We start from the raw sequence: 18,393 nt of genomic DNA, 5'->3' as shown, positions 1-18,393 counted from the left end.
ACTTCGGCGATTTTTCTTTCGTAAGGCGAGTGAATCATAAATTCTTCACTCCCCTACTGATTACTCTTCGTCTAACTCGATATTTAAACCAAGTGAGCGGATTTCTTTCATAATTACATTGAAAGATTCCGGTGTGCCTGGGTCCATGTGCTGGTTACCACTTACGATGTTTTTATACATCTTCGTACGACCATTCACATCATCCGATTTCACCGTTAACATTTCTTGTAAGGTGTAAGCTGCACCGTATGCTTCAAGTGCCCATACCTCCATCTCACCGAAACGTTGGCCACCGAATTGAGCTTTACCACCCAATGGTTGTTGTGTAACAAGGCTATAAGAACCAGTTGAACGAGCATGCATTTTGTCATCAACTAAGTGGTTCAATTTGAGCATGTACATATAACCTACTGTTACTGGACGCTCGAATTTCTCACCTGTACGGCCATCATATAAAGTGATTTGACCTGAAGTTGGTAATCCACCAAGTTTTAATAACTCTTTGATTTCCGCTTCGTCTGCACCATCGAACACTGGCGTTGCAACTGGTAAGCCCTTACGTAAATTTCCCGCTAAACGCAATACTTCTTCATCTGTGAAGGTACTTAAATCCACTTTTTGTGAGCCATTACCTAAGTCATACGCTTTTTGGATATAACCACGTAATTTTTCCACTTCTCGTTTTTGTTTAAGCATTGCATTGATTTGATCACCAATACCTTTAGCAGCTAAACCTAAGTGGGTTTCAAGGATCTGACCGATGTTCATACGAGATGGTACGCCCAATGGGTTTAATACGATCTCAACCGGTTGGCCATTCTCATCGTATGGCATATCTTCAACTGGGTTAATTTTCGAGATAACACCTTTGTTACCATGACGACCCGCCATTTTATCACCCGGTTGGATTTGACGTTTCACCGCGAGGTAAACTTTAACCACTTTTAACACGCCCGGTGCAAGATCATCACCTTTGATGATTTTCTTACGTTTCACTTCAAGTTTATGTTCGAACTCTTTACGAAGTTCTTCGTATTGCTCTGCAAGCTGTTCTAATTGATTTTGTTTTTCTTCATCTGCAATGGTTTGTTCTAACCATTTAGTGCGATCTAATTTATCTAATTGTGCTGCATCAGCACCACTAGAAATAAGAAGATTACGAACACGAGCAAATAAGCCAGCTTCTAAAATCTCTAACTCTTCAGTTAAATCTTTTTTCGCTTCACGAAGTTGCATTTCTTCGATTTCTAATGCACGTTTATCTTTTTCTACGCCATCACGAGTGAAGACTTGAACATCAATAACCGTACCTGATGTACCGTTTGGCACACGTAATGAAGAATCTTTAACATCAGAAGCTTTTTCACCAAAGATTGCGCGTAAAAGTTTTTCTTCTGGGGTTAATTGAGTTTCACCTTTAGGCGTTACTTTACCTACTAAGATGTCACCACCTTTAACCTCTGCACCAACATAAACAATACCAGATTCATCAAGTTTGCTTAACGCTGACTCACCTACGTTTGGAATATCTGCAGTAATTTCTTCTGCACCTAACTTGGTATCACGCGCAACACAAGATAATTCTTGAATATGGATGGTCGTGAAACGGTCTTGTTGAACGACACGTTCAGAAACTAACATTGAGTCTTCGAAGTTATAGCCGTTCCAAGGCATGAACGCCACGCGAATATTTTGACCTAATGCAAGCTCACCTAAGTCAGTAGAAGGACCGTCTGCTAATACTTCACCACGATTGATTGGATCGCCTAAATTCACACAAGGAATTTGGTTAATACAAGTATTTTGGTTAGAACGGGTATATTTGATTAAATTATAAATATCAATACCAGCTTCACCTGCAATGGTTTCATCTTCATTTACTTTAATAACGATACGAGAAGCATCGACGTACTGAACGGTACCACCACGTTTTGCAACAACCGCAACACCTGAGTCAAGTGCGATTGGTTTTTCCATACCTGTACCAACTAATGGTTTGTCAGCACGTAATGTTGGAACTGCTTGACGTTGCATGTTCGCACCCATCAACGCACGGTTCGCATCGTCATGCTCAAGGAATGGAATTAATGCAGCCGCAACAGATACCACTTGTTGTGTCGAAACGTCCATATAGTGAATATCTTCAGGTTTATATAAACCAGATTCACCACGTTCACCACGAGCAGTAACAAAAGCATCAGTAAAACGGTTATTTTCGTCTAAGTTTGAGTTTGCCTGTGCAATGATATAGTTTGCTTCATCAATTGCAGATAAGTATTCGATTTCTTCGGTTACTTGACCATCAACCACTTTACGATATGGGGTTTCTAAGAAACCGTAATCATTCGTACGCGCGAACGCAGAAAGGGAGTTAATCAAACCGATGTTTGGACCTTCAGGGGTTTCAATCGGACATAAACGACCATAGTGGGTATTATGTACGTCACGCACTTCAAAGCCTGCGCGCTCACGCGTTAAACCGCCTGGACCTAATGCAGAAATACGACGTTTGTGCGTGACTTCTGATAATGGGTTGTTTTGGTCCATAAATTGCGAAAGTTGTGAAGAACCAAAGAATTCTTTCACCGCTGCAGAAATTGGTTTTGGATTAATTAAGTCTTGCGGGGTGATTGCATCTAAATCACCTAAAGATAAGCGTTCTTTCACCGCTCTTTCTACACGCACTAAACCAATACGGAATTGGTTTTCCGCCATCTCACCTACACTACGGATACGACGGTTACCCAAGTGGTCAATATCATCCACTTCGCCGCGACCATTACGGATGTCGATCAATTTACGCATTACCGCAATAATATCTTCATTGCTTAAAGTGCCAGCGCCTTCACCTTCTGTGATCGCTAAAGAACGATTGAATTTCATACGACCGACAGCAGATAAATCATAACGCTCTGCAGAGAAGAATAAATTATTGAATAACGCTTCTGAAGATTCTGGTGTTGGTGGCTCACCCGGACGCATCATACGATAAATTTCGTAAAGCGCACTGGTTTTGTCATAAGTTGGATCTACACGTAGCGTTTCAGAAATATATGGACCGTAATCTAAATCATTAGTAAATAAAGTTTCGATCGTGGTGTAACCTGCTTGTGCTAATCTTGCAAGAGTCTCTAAAGAAATCTCACCATTTGCAGGGCAAATAATTTCGCCAGACTCTAAATCAACATAATCTTTCGATGCAACTTTACCTAAAATATATTCAGAAGGTACAACGACTTGTGAAATTTTATCTTTTTCTAATGCTTTGATATGACGTGCGGTAATACGACGACCACGTTCAACATACACTTTGCCATTTGCTTCAATATCAAAAGAAGCTGTTTCACCGCGTAAACGCTCTGGCACTAAGGTCATGAGCAATTTATCGCCATCGATTTCAAAGGTAATTTTATCAAAGAATAGATTTAAGATTTCTTCAGTGGTGTAGCCTAATGCACGAAGAATGATTGTTGCCGGTAATTTACGACGACGGTCAATACGCGCAAATAAGTTATCTTTTGGATCGAATTCAAAATCTAACCAAGAACCACGGTAAGGAATAATACGTGCGTTATAAAGCACTTTACCTGAAGAATGGGTTTTACCTTTGTCAGAATCAAAGAATACGCCTGGACTACGGTGTAATTGTGAAACGATAACACGCTCGGTACCATTGATTACGAAAGTACCGTTATCTGTCATTAATGGGATTTCACCCATATAAACTTCATTTTCTTTAATATCTTTGACTGCGCGTGAAGAAGATTCTTTATCGTAGCTCACTAAACGTAATTTTACACGTAAGCCTGCTGCATAAGTTGATCCACGAATTTGGCACTCACGTACATCAAATTCAGGTTCTTCTAAACGATAATCTACATATTGTAATTCTGTATAGCCATTATTGCTTACAATAGGGAATACAGAACGGAATGCCGCTTCTAAGCCTTGTTGACCTTCAGGATCTTTTTGAATGAATTTATCAAAAGAATCTAATTGAATGGTTAATAAATAAGGAACATTTAAAACTTGCGGGCGTTTACCGAAGTCTTTACGAATTCGTTTTTTCTCAGAATAGGAGTAACCCATTGGTTTTCCTCTGCTAACTGTTCAGTGACCTAGCCACAAACTAACTGTGACGTGAATGACCGTTAAAATGACCGCACTCTGAACCTTACTTCTGTAGTGGGGTGACAACTCAAATTACATAGGACGACAACTTGAGCAAAACAACGACAAATAACGGTGAATTTGCCATTGTATGGATGTGCTTTCTATCAAAAACACGGTTAAATTAAACAATAAAAGGTCAAAATTGATTAAAAATCAATCTAAATCTTTGCTAATTTTAAGGCGGTAAATTTTAAATGAATGCAGCTTTCTCGTCAAGTTTAAAACTTATATAGAAATTTTATAAAACAAAAAACCGCACTTTAAAAAAGTGCGGTTTAAAATCTATCAATTCTTTAAATTATAAAGAAGTTTGATCAACAGCAACACCTGCACCCATAGTGGTAGAGATGCTTACTTTCTTGATGAAGATACCTTTAGCAGTAGTTGGTTTTGCTTTGTTTAAAGCAGCCAATAATGCTTGAAGGTTTTCTTTCAATTGTACTTCAGAGAAGTTTGCTTTACCGATAGTGGTGTGGATGATACCGTTTTTATCGTTACGATAACGGATCTGACCAGATTTAGCATTTTTTACTGCTTCAGCAACGTTTGGTGTTACAGTACCCACTTTCGGGTTTGGCATTAAACCACGTGGGCCTAATACTTGACCTAATTGACCAACAACACGCATTGCATCAGGAGAAGCGATAACAACATCAAAGTTCATTTCGCCTTTTTTGATTTGCTCTGCTAAATCTTCCATACCCACTAAATCAGCGCCAGCTTCTTTAGCTGCATCTGCGTTAGCACCTTGAGTGAACACAGCTACGCGTACTTCACGACCAGTACCGTGTGGTAATACAGTTGCACCACGAACGTTTTGATCAGATTTACGAGGATCGATACCTAAGTTTACTGCAACGTCAACACTTTCAACGAATTTAGCCGTTGCGAATTGTTTTAATACCGCGATCGCTTCGTTGATTTCGTATGCTTTAGTAGAATCTACGCCAGCTTTGATTGCTTTCATTTTTTTAGTCAATTTAGCCATCGTATTATTCCTCCACCACTAAGCCCATAGAGCGAGCAGTACCAGCAATTGATTTCATTTTGGTTTCGATAGACGCGCCAGTCATATCTGCTGCTTTAGTTTCAGCGATTTGACGAACTTGATCTAAAGTTACTTTACCCACTTTCTCTTTGTTCGGTTTACCAGAACCTGATTTGATACCCGCAGCTTTTTTCAATAATACTGCTGCCGGTGGAGTTTTAGTTACGAAAGTAAATGAACGGTCTGCATATACAGTGATAACAACCGGAATTGGTAAACCTTTTTCTAAACTCTCAGTACGAGCGTTGAATGCTTTACAGAATTCCATGATGTTCACACCTTGTTGACCTAATGCAGGACCAACTGGTGGTGATGGGTTTGCCATACCAGCTGCAACTTGCAACTTAACGTAGGCTTGGACTTTTTTTGCCATTTTAGTTTTCCTCTAATTGGGTAATAACGCTATTAAATAGCTCCCCGATAATTTTCAGTGCAACATTCATTGCACCACACAAAAATATGAGCCGCGAACGGCTCATAATGGGCGCGGATTATATAAAAAGTGCGGTTGTTTTTCAAGCACTTATTAAATCCACTATAAGAAATTATTGTGCTTCACCAATTAATACTGAATCCAATGCAATTTCAATCATATCATTGAATGTTAATTGGCGTTCTTCTGCCGTGGTTTGTTCGTGAGTACGAATATGGTCAGACACAGTACAAATTGTTAATGCTTTCGCACCATATTCTGCAGCCACACCATAAATTCCAGCCGCTTCCATTTCCACGCCTAAGATTCCGTATTTTTCCATTACATCGAACATTTCTACATCAGGTGTATAGAATAAATCCGCAGAGAATAAATTACCTACACGAACTGCTTTGCCTTTTGCTTTTGCAGCTTGAACAGCGGCCTGTGCCATATCGAAGTCAGCAATAGCTGCAAAGTCGTTATCTTTGAAACGAATACGGTTTACCTTTGAATCAGTACATGCACCTAAACCGATAATTACATCGCGCACTTTTACGTCCATACGAACAGCACCACAAGAACCTACACGGATAATTTTTTTCACACCATATTCAGTGATTAATTCTTTCGCGTAAATAGAGCAAGATGGAATCCCCATACCATGGCCCATAATAGAAATCTTACGACCTTTATAAGTCCCAGTAAAACCAAGCATATTACGAACATTTGTTACTTCTACTGCATCTTGTAAAAACGTTTCTGCAATGTATTTTGCACGAAGTGGATCGCCAGGCATTAAAACAACATCAGCAAATACGCCTTCAGGAGCGTTAATATGTGGAGTCATAATTTTCCTTCCTTTTTTCAAATGTAAAAATAAAAAGTGCGGTCATTTTTCACCGCACTTATCCGAGAATTAAAGCGCTGCAGCACCAAGTCCGATGAACAAGCCAGCAATCGTTGCACTCATTAAGTTTGCTAAAGTACCCGCGATTACTGCTTTTAAGCCTAAACGAGCAACATCACTACGACGGTTTGGTGCCATTCCACCTAGACCACCGATTAAGATTGCAATTGAGCTAAAGTTAGCAAAACCACAAAGTGCAAAGGTAATAATCGCTTTAGTTTTTTCAGTTAATACAATCGCAGAATCCGGTTGTAAGTATTTTGCAAATTCAAGATAACCCACAAATTCATTTACAGCAAGTTTCATCCCGATCATTTGACCTGCAATACCCGCTTCAGTGCCATCAGTTACACCGATTAAGTATGCTAATGGTTTGAAAATTAAACCAAAGATAGACTGTAAAGTTAAGTCGCCATAGCCGAACCAGCCACCAACACCACTTAAAATACCGTTAATTAATGCAATTAAACCAACGAATGCGATTAACATTGCACCTACGTTTAACGCAAGTTGCATACCTGCACTCGCACCGCCTGCCATTGCTTCAAGTACGTTAGTTGGTTTTTCTGAATCATTGTCTTCTGGTTGTTTATCAGAGAATTGTTCTGTTTGTGGGAACATTAATTTCGCAAATAATAAACCTGCTGGTGCCGCCATAAATGATGCCGCGATCAAGTATGTCAATGGCACGCCCATTCCAGCATAACCTGCCATTACTGAACCCGCGATAGACGCTGTCCCCCCCACCATAATGGCAAATAATTCAGATTGGGTCATATTTTTAATGTAAGGGCGAACAACTAATGGTGCTTCAGTTTGACCGACGAAGATATTCGCAGCCGCTGACATTGATTCAGCTTTTGACGTACCCAATGCTTTTTGTAATGCGCCGCCTAATACTTTAATCACGACTTGCATAATGCCGAGATAGTAAAGCACAGAAATTAAGCCAGAGAAGAACACGATAATCGGTAATACTTTCACTGCAAAAATGAAACCTGATGGTTTACTTGGATCTGCTAATCCGCCGAAAACGAAATTAATCCCGTCGTTACCATAGGCAATAACGTTAGATACCATATCCGCAGCGGCACCCAATGCTTGTTTACCTGCAGGCACATATAAAATAAGGGCGGCAAATCCTACTTGGATTGCTAACGCCCCCACGACAGTTCGAATACTAATCGCTTTACGATTATTGGAAAGTAACACGGCAATAGCGATTAATACGACCATTCCCAAAATGCTGCTTAACACACTCATTTGATTCCCCTTAGTTGGTGAAGTTGATAAAAATAAAACGGCACTATTTTACTTGTTTTTGATGAAAAAGTCGGTGAAATTTCACCGCACTTAACACAAACGATTACAAAATAGTCAGGACTTTTTCAATCCCATATTGATAAGCCAGCTTCGCCAGCTCATTTGTTTCCTCCGCACTTGGGATATGTGCGGATAACCCTGCTTCATCACGTGCACCTTTGCTATGCACACGGATAATTTTTAATGCCACGTCAGGATAATTTCGTAATAGTTGCGCAACCTTGCTCACTAAATGTTCCGCATCAAAAAAATGCTTTAAAAAAACTAACCGCACTTCTTCCACTTTATTTAACGGCAACAAGGCAGATAGATTTTGTAAATTTCGCTCAAGCTTATCGTTTTTTATATGTAAACGTTCTGGTATCACTTTCTGTGGCACGATTCCTGTTTGATTTTGTCGGTCAAAACAGAGCGTTTGTAAACCAGCGCCCTCTCCTTTCAGATCGAATAAAAATTTATCAGTGACATCGATTAACGAACGAATACGATCAAATTCAAAAAAACCACTACTATCCAAATAACAGGTTAATCCTTGCGAACGTAAAGCCTCAAATAGCGGGACGAGTTTTTTATGATGGATAGTCGGTTCACCGCCTGAAATTGTTACGCCGCGAATAAATGGAACCGCCTCCATAACCTGTTCATACAAATACTGCAAACTAACCAATTTCGCATTTTCCGTATAACGAGGAATAGTTTCTGGATTATGGCAATACAAGCAATTTAACTTACAACCTTGCAGAAAAATACTCGAACGATTGCCTTGCCCCTCTACATTTGAAAAAGGAATAATCCGATGCAACGGCACAAAAATCTCAGAAAGTGCGGTCATTTTTCCAATTATTTTTCAGCAGTGACATCTTTTTCATCGCGTAACTGGCGATCAAACACGTTGGCACATTCATCCGTACCCGAGCCATACCAGGTTGTATCGCGTAATGCGACTTCGCCTTTACGGTATTTTTCAACTTCGCTTTTCTTCACTAGATAACCTGTAACACGAATTAAATCTGTATTTTTCAAATAGGTAGTAATGTAGCGATAGCCTAAAGAGAATGCACCATCAATAATATCCACCACCGCATCGCAGTGATCTACATAAGTTTGATCAAAGGCGAATAAATCCCCTGTACCAGATGGGAAATATTTATGGAACGGTGCAGACTGTTTCAAATGTGTAAGTAACGTTGGTTCTTCGCCTACACGAATACGGTGAGCCGGTGCGTTACGTTTGTCTTCTTCGTGGTTACTTGCACCGACTTGCGCATGTAATAAATAACGATTGCCTGTGCGTTCTGCATAAACCCCTTCATGTGCATCGGTGATTTCTTTAAGTTTATCCATAATTGCTGTCGCAATTTCATCACCACGAGCACTCTTACCAAAGGTTTCATTTAAGCCTTCACATTGCAATAAGTGGTTTGCTGCATCTGCCAAGCCCACAATTGCGAACATCCCCGTAAAATTAGTGCGTTTGATAAAGCCTTCTTTTTCAAGGAATGAACTGTTAAAGAAATTACTTTCTTCCACTACAAACTTATGGCGTTTATCCATGGTTGAAAGAGCACATTTCGCCACACGTGGTAATAATTCGTTCACCATTTCATCCGCACTTTTACACGCGCGCGCAATCGTCCCTAGACGTAAACGTGTTAATGTGTAAGCGCCGCCACATTCGGGAAGTGCGTTATAGCAACTTGCTACGCCATATTCTTCACCTAGATCAGAAATATAGTAAGCATCGTTCGCAAAAGATGGTTTAGAAACTAATAAACAGGCTTTTGCTGCAAGTTCAGCAAACTCACGGCTCGTTTTGGATTTATCATAACGAATGGTCATATTCGGTGTTGGCGCTTCAAGCTCAATCACCGCGCGTAAAATCAAGCGACCCGCTTTCGTATCATAAGGCCCAATATTGGCATGACAGAATGAATCAGGCACAGTTTTGTCGATATGATTTAAGAAACGTTTAATTTTGATGTAGTCTTTTTCTTCATCAGTAATGAAAGGTTCGAGCAACACATCAAGACGGCCAACATAAACAGGATAAGTTGTAATAGATGGCACGTGAGAGTAAAGAATCAATAATCCGTCAAGTGCTTCATCTAGATCTTTTGGTGGCGGCAATTCTAAAAATTCGCAGCCTTTTTGGATATACACATTGTAATCAGGCAGGATATAACGAGGGCGATAAATCGCGTAACCTTCACATAAATCACAGATCATCTGATTCTGTAAAAAGCCCCATTCTTCATCGGTATAGCCAAGCAAATCACGAGGATCAAATAAACGCTCGGCAATATTGCCTAATGTCATTAATTTTTGATGATAAGTCAGATTATTGGCTTTAACCGTATCGAGAATATCTTGAAGTGAAGCTAACATAATGTCCCCCTTTTAAAATGGTTTTGTATTGTACGCAATGGTAACAAAATAGACAATTTTGAAAATGTGAGCGAGATCACATTTTCAGAAATAAAAACTGAAGCAAACGATTAACCATTAAAATAAGAAATATAGAATTTAGATGGTAGAGAGAAAAGGATTTTGACTGGCGGAGTAATGAAGATCCGCCAGTTTTAATTTGATTGGTAAATTTTAAATGTTATCACTTGAATAACACATTTTCTTAACAAAAGGGATTATCTCTTGTAATGCTTGTTGAATAGAAATTAGCCCTAGATTCATTTGAGTCTCTTTTCCCGAGGGTGGGCAAAATGCAAGATGCTTATCTGCATCATTAATCGGTTTCCAGCGTCTCGGCTGAGAAGAACGGCTATTTGGATAAAACCCGATAGTCGGAATATTAAACGCACTGCTCAAATGCAATGGCCCTGTAGATCCCGCAATAAATAAATCCGCACAAGCTAAAGAATGAGCAAAATCCACTAAACCTTTATTCTTATCGTAAATGGCTACACGTGAATCATTCACCATATTTGCCAATTCATGAGCTTTTTCACTTTCGCCAGGTCCTGCTGTCAGCACAACATTGCAATCAAACTCATCCAATAATCCTTTAATTAAATCTGCATATTGCGCTAAAGAAAGATTCGTAGCTGAACCACCAGAACCGCTATGCACAAAGATCCATTTTTTATTTGCGGAAAGTCCTAAACTCTCTTGCAAGAAAATTCGTTGATTTTCCACCGCACTTTTCTCAAAGGTTAAATAAGGCGGTTTAGGTTCAACAACTGGCATATTATGCTTGTGCAAAAAAGCGCGGACTAAATCTTGATTATATTCCGCTTCTGATTTTTCAGAACGAGAACGGCGTTGTATTAGACGGTGATTATAGAGAATTTGAACCCATTTAGTCGCAGGTGCAAGACGATATTTAATCCCGCTTTTCCAAGCGAGTTTTCCATTATGGGTATTGGAAAAGAAACTAATCATTCCATCAAACTGCTGCGTTTTGATTTCCTGCACAAGACGATTGAAATCCGTTTTATCATTTTTTTTGCTATCAATAATAACATGATCAATAAACGGACAAACTTCCGCTAAAGGCGCCGTGTAACTCGGAACAAGTGCGGTTAATTTTAAAGAAGGATTTGATAACTTCAACATAGCAAAAGCGGGCCATGCTTGCATAAAATCGCCTAATTTATCGTTACGAATAACTAAGATCTTTTCCATAATTTCTCCGCTAAAATAAAAAAACCGCACTCGAAAGTGCGGTCGTATTTTATGTTATTTTTGTGGATTATAAAACATCAACACAATTTAAGTCTTCAAAAGATTGCTCTAAGCGTTTAGACATAGATTCTTCCATTTTACGTAACCAAACACGTGGATCGTAGTATTTTTTATTTGGCGCATCTGGACCTTCAGGGTTACCTAATTGACCTTGAAGATAAGCTTCATTTGCTTTATAAAAGTTCAAAATACCATTCCAAGATGCCCATTGAGTATCGGTATCAATGTTCATTTTAATTGCACCGTAGCTAATTGCTTCGCGGATTTCTTCGCGACTAGAACCAGAACCACCATGGAAGACGAAGTTAATTGGTTTCTCTGGAAGATTACGTTCTTTCGCAACGAACTCTTGTGATGTACCTAAAATAGATGGTTTTAATTTTACGTTACCTGGTTTGTAAACACCATGTACGTTACCGAATGCCGCTGCAACAGTAAAGTTAGGACTTACTGGGTTTAATTGGTCGTAAACATAAAGCACGTCAGATGGTTGAGTATATAAACGAGATTCATCAACACCAGAATTATCTACGCCATCTTCTTCACCACCAGTAATACCGATTTCGATTTCAAGGGTCATCCCCATTTTATCCATACGAGCAAGGTATTCACGGCAGATTGCCATATTTTCTTCCATTGGCTCTTCAGAAAGGTCAAGCATGTGAGAAGAGAATAATGGATGGCCAGTTTCTGCGAAGTGTTTTTCACCCGCTTCAAGTAAGCCATCGATCCATGGAAGTAATTTTTTCGCTGCGTGGTCAGTGTGAAGAATAACAGGAACGCCATATTCTTTAGCTAAAGTATGAACGTGTTTCGCTCCAGCAATCGCACCAAGTACATCAGGGCGAGCACCACTTGCAGGTTTAATACCTTTACCCGCATAGAACGCCGCACCACCGTTAGAAAATTGAATAATAACTGGCGCTTTTACGCGTGCAGCAGTTTCTAACACGGCATTAACTGAGTCAGAACCTACGCAGTTTACCGCAGGGATAGCAAAGTTATGCTCTTTTGCATAAGCAAAGATTTTTTGCACATCTTCACCTGTTACGACACCAGGTTTCACGATATCTAATAATTTAGCCATACTTGTGTTTCCTTTTTATGTTTAGCGGGACAAACCCACAATTGGAGAATTTTTTTGACCTTTTATTGATGGCGACATTTTTAATGATCGCCATCGATATGTCACATAGGAAAAGTGCGGTTAGTTTTTCGCACGTTTTTCAAGAATTTCTACTGCTGGTAATACTTTGCCTTCTACGAATTCTAAGAACGCGCCGCCACCCGTTGAAATGTAAGAGATCTTGTCTGCAATACCAAATAAATCGATAGCCGCTAATGTATCACCGCCCCCTGCGATAGAGAATGCATCGCTATTTGCAATTGCGTGAGAAATAATTTCAGTCCCTTTACGGAAATTAGGGAATTCGAACACGCCAACTGGGCCATTCCATAAAACGGTTTTTGCATTTTTGATGATTTCAGCCAATTGTTCCGCAGATTTATCACCAATATCGAAGATAGATTCGTCATCTTTCACTTCAGTCACTGATTTTTCTGTTGCTGCTGCAGTTTCAGTGAACTCCAAACCAACACGTACATCAACTGGCACAGGAATATCTGTGCTTGCTGCTAATTCTTTCGCGACTGGGATTAAATCAGCTTCATGTAAAGATTTACCTACATTGTGGCCAGCTGCCGCAATGAAAGTATTTGCAATACCACCGCCCACAATAATTTGGTCAGCGATTTTTGAAAGAGAATTTAACACTTCTAATTTAGTTGAAACTTTAGAACCACCAACAATGGCCACCATTGGACGAGCTGGCTCTTTTAAGGCTTTACCTAATGCATCTAACTCAGCGGCTAATAATGGACCTGCACAAGCGATTGGTGCAAATTCTGCAACACCGTAAGTTGATGCTTGCGCACGGTGAGCTGTACCGAATGCATCCATCACGAATACATCACAAAGTGCGGCATATTTTTTACCTAATTCAGGATCGTTTTTCTTCTCACCTTTGTTCACGCGTACGTTTTCTAAAACAACAATTTCGCCTTCTTTAACATCTACGCCGTTTAAATAGTCTTGTTCTAAACGAACATTAAAGCCTACGTCTTTTAAGTAATCAACAACTGGTTGTAAAGAATCTTCTGGTTTGAATTCACCTTCAGTTGGACGACCTAAGTGAGAAGTCACCATCACTTTTGCGCCTTTTTCTAAGGCTAATTTTAAAGTAGGAATGGTCGCACGAATACGCGCATCTGAGGTCACTTTGCCATCTTTTACTGGCACATTAAGATCTGCACGGATAAATACACGTTTACCGGCTAAATCTAAATCGGTCATTTTGATTACTGACATAATCTATCCTCTTGTTAAGTTAAAATTAAAATTGAAAATTTTTCGTATTATACCTACTTCGCGCTAGGTTGTAACGATTTAGATCAAAGAAATTCTTATTTGCTTTGGCAATTCATTACCTGCCATTTTTTATCATAACAAATGAATAATTCGTTTCGACTTGCACCTAAATAAGCATTTTTTAATTGTGGATTATGTTGTTTCATCCAACGAAAAAGTTCATTACGGCTTAAATTTTGATTCGGTAATTTTAATGAGCTAAATAATTCCTGCTCCTTAGCAAAATATTGCTGGGCAGAATCAAACGCACAGCTGCCGTGTTTTTCCCATTCTCCTTGCAATAATTGTTCACCTGGTGAAATAGCCAAATATCGTGCTAATAAATCTTTTGGCAATGCGGGTAAATCGCCCTTGCAAAAACGTGGATGATCCGTCACTGAAAGTGCATTCGCATTTTGAGGCCATAGTCCATGAACGACCCAACCTAAAGTGCGGTTACTTCCACATTGATATTGAGAGGAGGAAGGCAACTGATTACCATATTTTTCACGCTGAATATCACAAAATCCAGGCGACCAAGATAATGCCAACATATAATAATCGACAGGCGCCTTTGCATTTTGCCCAATAGGGTCATCGCGCATAATCACATCATAATTGGCAAAAACATTCGGATTTTTCACCGCTCTTTTTTCAATATCCGTCCGCTTTGTCTCAAATTGAGGCTGTAATTTAGGTTCAGGTGCTTTTATTTGCTTAGCCTGTTCGATTACGGGAGAAGATGATTGATGTTTAATTTTGGTTGGATCGGTAAAATACTGCCAAATTGCTAATACAACGAGGACAATAAGAGAAAGGGAGGAAGTGAATTTTTTCATAAATTTTGTTTAGTTTTTGTCAATCAAGTTTTTGTCGGCTATAATTCGCGCCTTTCAACTTTCTATTAAGGATCACAATGGCATTACTCATCACTAGCAAATGTACCAACTGCGATATGTGCTTACCAGAATGTCCGAACGAAGCTATTTCCATTGGCGATGAGATTTATGTGATCGATCCTGTACTTTGCACAGAATGTGTCGGCCATTACGACACGCCAACCTGCCAAAAAGTTTGCCCAATCACTAACTGTATTAAGCCCGATCCTGAACATCAAGAAACCGAAGAACAGCTTTGGGAGCGCTTTGTGATGATTCATCATTCAGATAAATTGTAATTTTTAAAGCAACTGAAAATATGACTTATTATTTTCTAAAATAGTGCGGTTAATTTTGAGCTTATTTTTATTATCAAAAAAACTGAAATTTTTCACCGCACTTTTTATCTATAAAAAGAACTACATTGAGTTACTTTTCTTCACATTATCCCGCGACGGCCGGTAAATATCCCCATTGAATTAAAAATGGAATGACCATAATCACGACGCCAATTAATAACGCAAACACCAAAGCAAAATTACCGCCAGCAACACGATATGGCAATGTTGGATTTTCAATACGTGTACGCCATGCCAAACCAATTGGTAAAATTAAGCAATAGAACGCACACAACAAACCTGCGTAACTTAATGCAGTAATAAATCCTTCAGGATAAAACAATGCAAACACAAGTGGTGGTAAAAATGCGGCAATGGTTAATACAACGCGATTATTTGGCAAATGATAGCGTTTGAATAAATCACCTAAGCCTTCAAATACACCAAGCATTACGCCTAAGAATGAAGTAATTAAAGCAAGTGATGAGAACACGCGTACCACTTCTCCCATAAAATGAGAACCTGTGATTTCACGCGTTGCATTCACTAAGCCATTTAGCGTTGGGTCGGCTTGTAAAATACGCACAAATTCACTTTGACTTAATACGCCGTGGGTCGCTAACTGCCATACAAGATAAGCAGCTAATGGAATCGCGGTACCAATCAAAATGGCACTACGGAATTTTTCTACACTTCCACCTAAGTAGCTATTTACACTCGCCATAATAACGTGGAAACCGAAAGAGGTGAAAAATATCGGGGCAGCAGAAACCACAAAAGCATAATCCAAAGGCAATGCCATTAAATTATCTGTTGCCACTTTTGGAAGCATCATAAATAGCACAAAAGCAAAAGCGAATAACTTACCAATAAATAACACGCGAGTTAAACCATCCACACCTTTCGTTCCTACAACCACGAAAGAACCCAGTACAACAGTGAAGATAACAATCGCAGTTTTAAGCGACATCGCTTCCATTCCAAAAGCAGTTGGCAAGCCTGAAAGTAAAGATCCCCCACCAGTAATATAAGCGGCTGAAAGTGCATAAAGTAAAATTAATAAACTCAACGTTGCTAAAATTCGTCCAGGAACCCCAAAATATTTTTCAGCGAGCGTGGCGACACCATCATCCAACTGAGCCGCTGTTTGATACACTTCTACAAACAACAATCCACTGTAAACCAACAAAGCCCACAAGCCAACGAGCAATAACACGGTATAACCAAAGCCCATGCCCGCTGATGTAAGCGGCATAGCAAGCATACCTGCTCCAATGGTTGTGCCTGCAATAATCAGCGCACTCCCAAATGTTTTATTCTGTAACATAAAATTATCCTTATAGTGTTGTGTTTGAAAACTAATTTAAAGTTGACCGCACTTTTCTTTATAGTGTAAACGGCAAACAGAAAGGTAAGAGTCATTACCCCCAATTTGAATTTGAGCGCCTTCTTTAATGACTTCACCTTGAGCATTTAAGCGCAAAACAAAGTTGGCCTTGCGGCCACAATAACAAATTGTTTTTAATTCTTCGAGTTGATCCGCCCAAGCCAGTAAATATTTACTTCCTTCAAAAAGCTCTGCTTGGAAATCTGTACGCAAGCCATAACAAAGCACAGGGATTTTGAGTTTATCGACGACATTGCTCAACTGGTAAACTTGTTGCTTGCTAAGAAATTGAGCTTCATCCACCAACACGCAATGCACTTTTTCTTTTTTTAAGTGCTCATTGATTTCATCAAACAAATTGGTTTCCGAGCGAAATAAAAAGGCTTCTTGCGAAATACCAATACGAGATGTGACTTTTCCCACACCAAAACGATCATCAATCGCAGCCGTATAAACTAATGTGTTCATATCGCGCTCGCGATAGTTATAGGAAGATTGTAGCAACGTCGTTGATTTTCCAGCGTTCATTGTGGAGTAATAGAAGTAGAGTTTCGCCATTTTTTCTCCTAAATTGCCGGTAATTCCGTCATTGCCCAACGAGGCTTAACATCAATAGCCAGATCGCTATGCTGACCTTGTTTTAAACGTAAAAAACCTGTGTAAGCAATCATTGCACCATTATCTGTACAAAATTGAGGTTGAGGGTAAAACACTTCACCACCTAAATTTTTCATTAACTGTGCAAGCATTTCTCGGAGTTTTTTATTTGCACTCACTCCACCCGCAATCACTAAACGTTTATAACCAGTTTCTTTTAATGCGCGCTTACATTTAATGGCAAGTGTATCCACCACCGCATCTTGGAAAGCATAAGCAATATCCGATTTAGTTTGTTCTGTTAGTTCACCCTCGTTTTTAATCGCTTGATTAATCGTATTCGCAGCAAACGTTTTTAAACCTGAAAAGCTAAAATCAAGACCTGCACGATCTGTCATTGGACGTGGAAATGTGAAACGATTTGGTGTGCCTTTTTCCGCTAAACGAGAAAGTGCCGCGCCACCTGGATAATCTAATCCAAGTAATTTTGCTGTTTTATCAAAGGCTTCACCTGCAGCATCATCAATGGATTCGCCAATCACTTCATATTTTCCTACACCATCTACACGTACCAATTGAGTATGTCCACCCGATACCAACAAAGCAACAAAAGGAAAGTGCGGTGAGTTTTCATCAAGCATTGGGGCAAGTAAATGCCCTTCCATATGATGAACACCAATCGCAGGAACATTCCACGCATAAGCCAAAGAACGCGCAATCGTAGCGCCGACAAGCAATGCGCCAACAAGCCCTGGGCCACTCGTATAAGCAATACCATCAATATCGCTCGCCGTTAACTTAGCTTCTTCTAACGCAGCTTTAATGAGAGGAGCTGTTTTACGAATATGATCGCGCGATGCCAATTCAGGAACCACACCACCATAATCTGCATGCAGGGCAATTTGAGTATAAAGTTGATTAGCAATTAACCCTTTTTCTTCATCATAAATCGCCACCCCCGTTTCATCACAGGAGGTTTCAATGCCTAAGATTTTCATTGATTTTCTTAATTTATTACCTAAAATGTTGCGCGATTTTACCCTGTTTAAGCGGTTTTAACCAGTTGAAACCACAAATATTAAGGTGAATTGGCATTCTTTCCTTTACTTTTTCCCTAAAAGTAGATTAGAATTGCGTCCTTTATTAAATTTACCATTCGCACACTGGTGCTTTGGTGAAAATAAAATTTTAAATTGCAATTAAATTAAACTCATTGAGGTG

At 39.5% G+C, this 18,393-nt stretch carries 15 protein-coding genes; 1 reads left to right on the top strand and 14 read right to left on the bottom strand.

What is annotated here, in order from left to right; translation table 11 throughout:
- Positions 1–60: 60 nt before the first annotated feature.
- From rpoB to DV428_RS02210, 11 genes are all read right to left on the bottom strand, one after another.
- The gene (rpoB, locus tag DV428_RS02265) at positions 61–4,089 is read right to left on the bottom strand and encodes a DNA-directed RNA polymerase subunit beta (RefSeq protein ID WP_114908533.1); all 4,029 of its coding nucleotides are present in this window, start codon (positions 4,087–4,089) and stop codon (positions 61–63) included.
- Positions 4,090–4,471: 382 nt separating this feature from the next.
- Entirely contained in the window at positions 4,472–5,161 is a 690-nt protein-coding gene (gene rplA / locus DV428_RS02255) for a 50S ribosomal protein L1 (protein ID WP_005627655.1), read from the bottom strand.
- Between the two features lie 4 nt (positions 5,162–5,165).
- Positions 5,166–5,594 (bottom strand): 50S ribosomal protein L11, encoded by a 429-nt coding sequence (gene rplK, locus DV428_RS02250; protein WP_005633053.1) that lies wholly within the window; start codon positions 5,592–5,594, stop codon positions 5,166–5,168.
- A 172-nt stretch (positions 5,595–5,766) separates the two neighbouring features.
- Positions 5,767–6,483, bottom strand: coding sequence for a purine-nucleoside phosphorylase (gene deoD, locus DV428_RS02245; RefSeq protein WP_114908532.1), 717 nt, complete (start codon positions 6,481–6,483; stop codon positions 5,767–5,769).
- Positions 6,484–6,552: 69 nt separating this feature from the next.
- The gene (locus DV428_RS02240) at positions 6,553–7,806 is read right to left on the bottom strand and encodes a NupC/NupG family nucleoside CNT transporter (protein ID WP_114908531.1); all 1,254 of its coding nucleotides are present in this window, start codon (positions 7,804–7,806) and stop codon (positions 6,553–6,555) included.
- A gap of 103 nt (positions 7,807–7,909) precedes the next feature.
- Positions 7,910–8,698, bottom strand: coding sequence for a 4Fe-4S cluster-binding domain-containing protein (locus DV428_RS02235; RefSeq protein ID WP_114908530.1), 789 nt, complete (start codon positions 8,696–8,698; stop codon positions 7,910–7,912).
- Between the two features lie 8 nt (positions 8,699–8,706).
- Positions 8,707–10,251: a YjjI family glycine radical enzyme gene (locus DV428_RS02230; protein WP_053466122.1), complete on the bottom strand. Its 1,545-nt coding sequence runs from the start codon at positions 10,249–10,251 to the stop codon at positions 8,707–8,709.
- A gap of 213 nt (positions 10,252–10,464) precedes the next feature.
- Positions 10,465–11,505: a glycosyltransferase family 9 protein gene (locus tag DV428_RS02225; RefSeq protein WP_114908529.1), complete on the bottom strand. Its 1,041-nt coding sequence runs from the start codon at positions 11,503–11,505 to the stop codon at positions 10,465–10,467.
- A 67-nt stretch (positions 11,506–11,572) separates the two neighbouring features.
- Positions 11,573–12,652, bottom strand: a complete 1,080-nt coding sequence (gene fbaA / locus DV428_RS02220) for a class II fructose-bisphosphate aldolase (RefSeq protein ID WP_114908528.1) — start codon at positions 12,650–12,652, stop codon at positions 11,573–11,575.
- Positions 12,653–12,772: 120 nt separating this feature from the next.
- A complete protein-coding gene (gene pgk, locus DV428_RS02215; RefSeq protein ID WP_114908527.1) occupies positions 12,773–13,933 on the bottom strand; it encodes a phosphoglycerate kinase in 1,161 nt (386 codons plus the stop codon).
- A gap of 95 nt (positions 13,934–14,028) precedes the next feature.
- Positions 14,029–14,811 (bottom strand): ribonuclease T2 family protein, encoded by a 783-nt coding sequence (locus DV428_RS02210; RefSeq protein ID WP_114908526.1) that lies wholly within the window; start codon positions 14,809–14,811, stop codon positions 14,029–14,031.
- A gap of 77 nt (positions 14,812–14,888) precedes the next feature.
- On the opposite strand from DV428_RS02210, the gene DV428_RS02205 reads away from it, so the two are divergent.
- Positions 14,889–15,149 carry a YfhL family 4Fe-4S dicluster ferredoxin gene (locus tag DV428_RS02205; RefSeq protein WP_005627640.1) on the top strand — a complete coding sequence of 87 codons (261 nt, stop codon included), beginning with the start codon at positions 14,889–14,891 and terminating at the stop codon, positions 15,147–15,149.
- Positions 15,150–15,294: 145 nt separating this feature from the next.
- Here DV428_RS02205 and DV428_RS02200 read toward each other — a convergent pair whose 3' ends face one another.
- Genes DV428_RS02200 through tsaD form a run of 3 tightly spaced genes read right to left on the bottom strand, consistent with a single transcriptional unit; the run spans position 15,295 to position 18,170 of the window.
- Positions 15,295–16,515, bottom strand: coding sequence for an aromatic amino acid transport family protein (locus DV428_RS02200; protein ID WP_114908525.1), 1,221 nt, complete (start codon positions 16,513–16,515; stop codon positions 15,295–15,297).
- 36 nt (positions 16,516–16,551) lie between these two features.
- Positions 16,552–17,133: a thymidine kinase gene (locus DV428_RS02195; RefSeq protein ID WP_114908524.1), complete on the bottom strand. Its 582-nt coding sequence runs from the start codon at positions 17,131–17,133 to the stop codon at positions 16,552–16,554.
- Positions 17,134–17,141: 8 nt separating this feature from the next.
- Positions 17,142–18,170 carry a tRNA (adenosine(37)-N6)-threonylcarbamoyltransferase complex transferase subunit TsaD gene (tsaD, locus tag DV428_RS02190; protein ID WP_114908523.1) on the bottom strand — a complete coding sequence of 343 codons (1,029 nt, stop codon included), beginning with the start codon at positions 18,168–18,170 and terminating at the stop codon, positions 17,142–17,144.
- Positions 18,171–18,393 lie beyond the last annotated feature (223 nt).

The sequence above is a fragment of the Haemophilus haemolyticus genome (genome assembly GCF_003352385.1).
GTDB lineage: Bacteria > Pseudomonadota > Gammaproteobacteria > Enterobacterales > Pasteurellaceae > Haemophilus > Haemophilus haemolyticus_I.
This window is presented reverse-complemented; position numbering and strand designations above follow the sequence as displayed.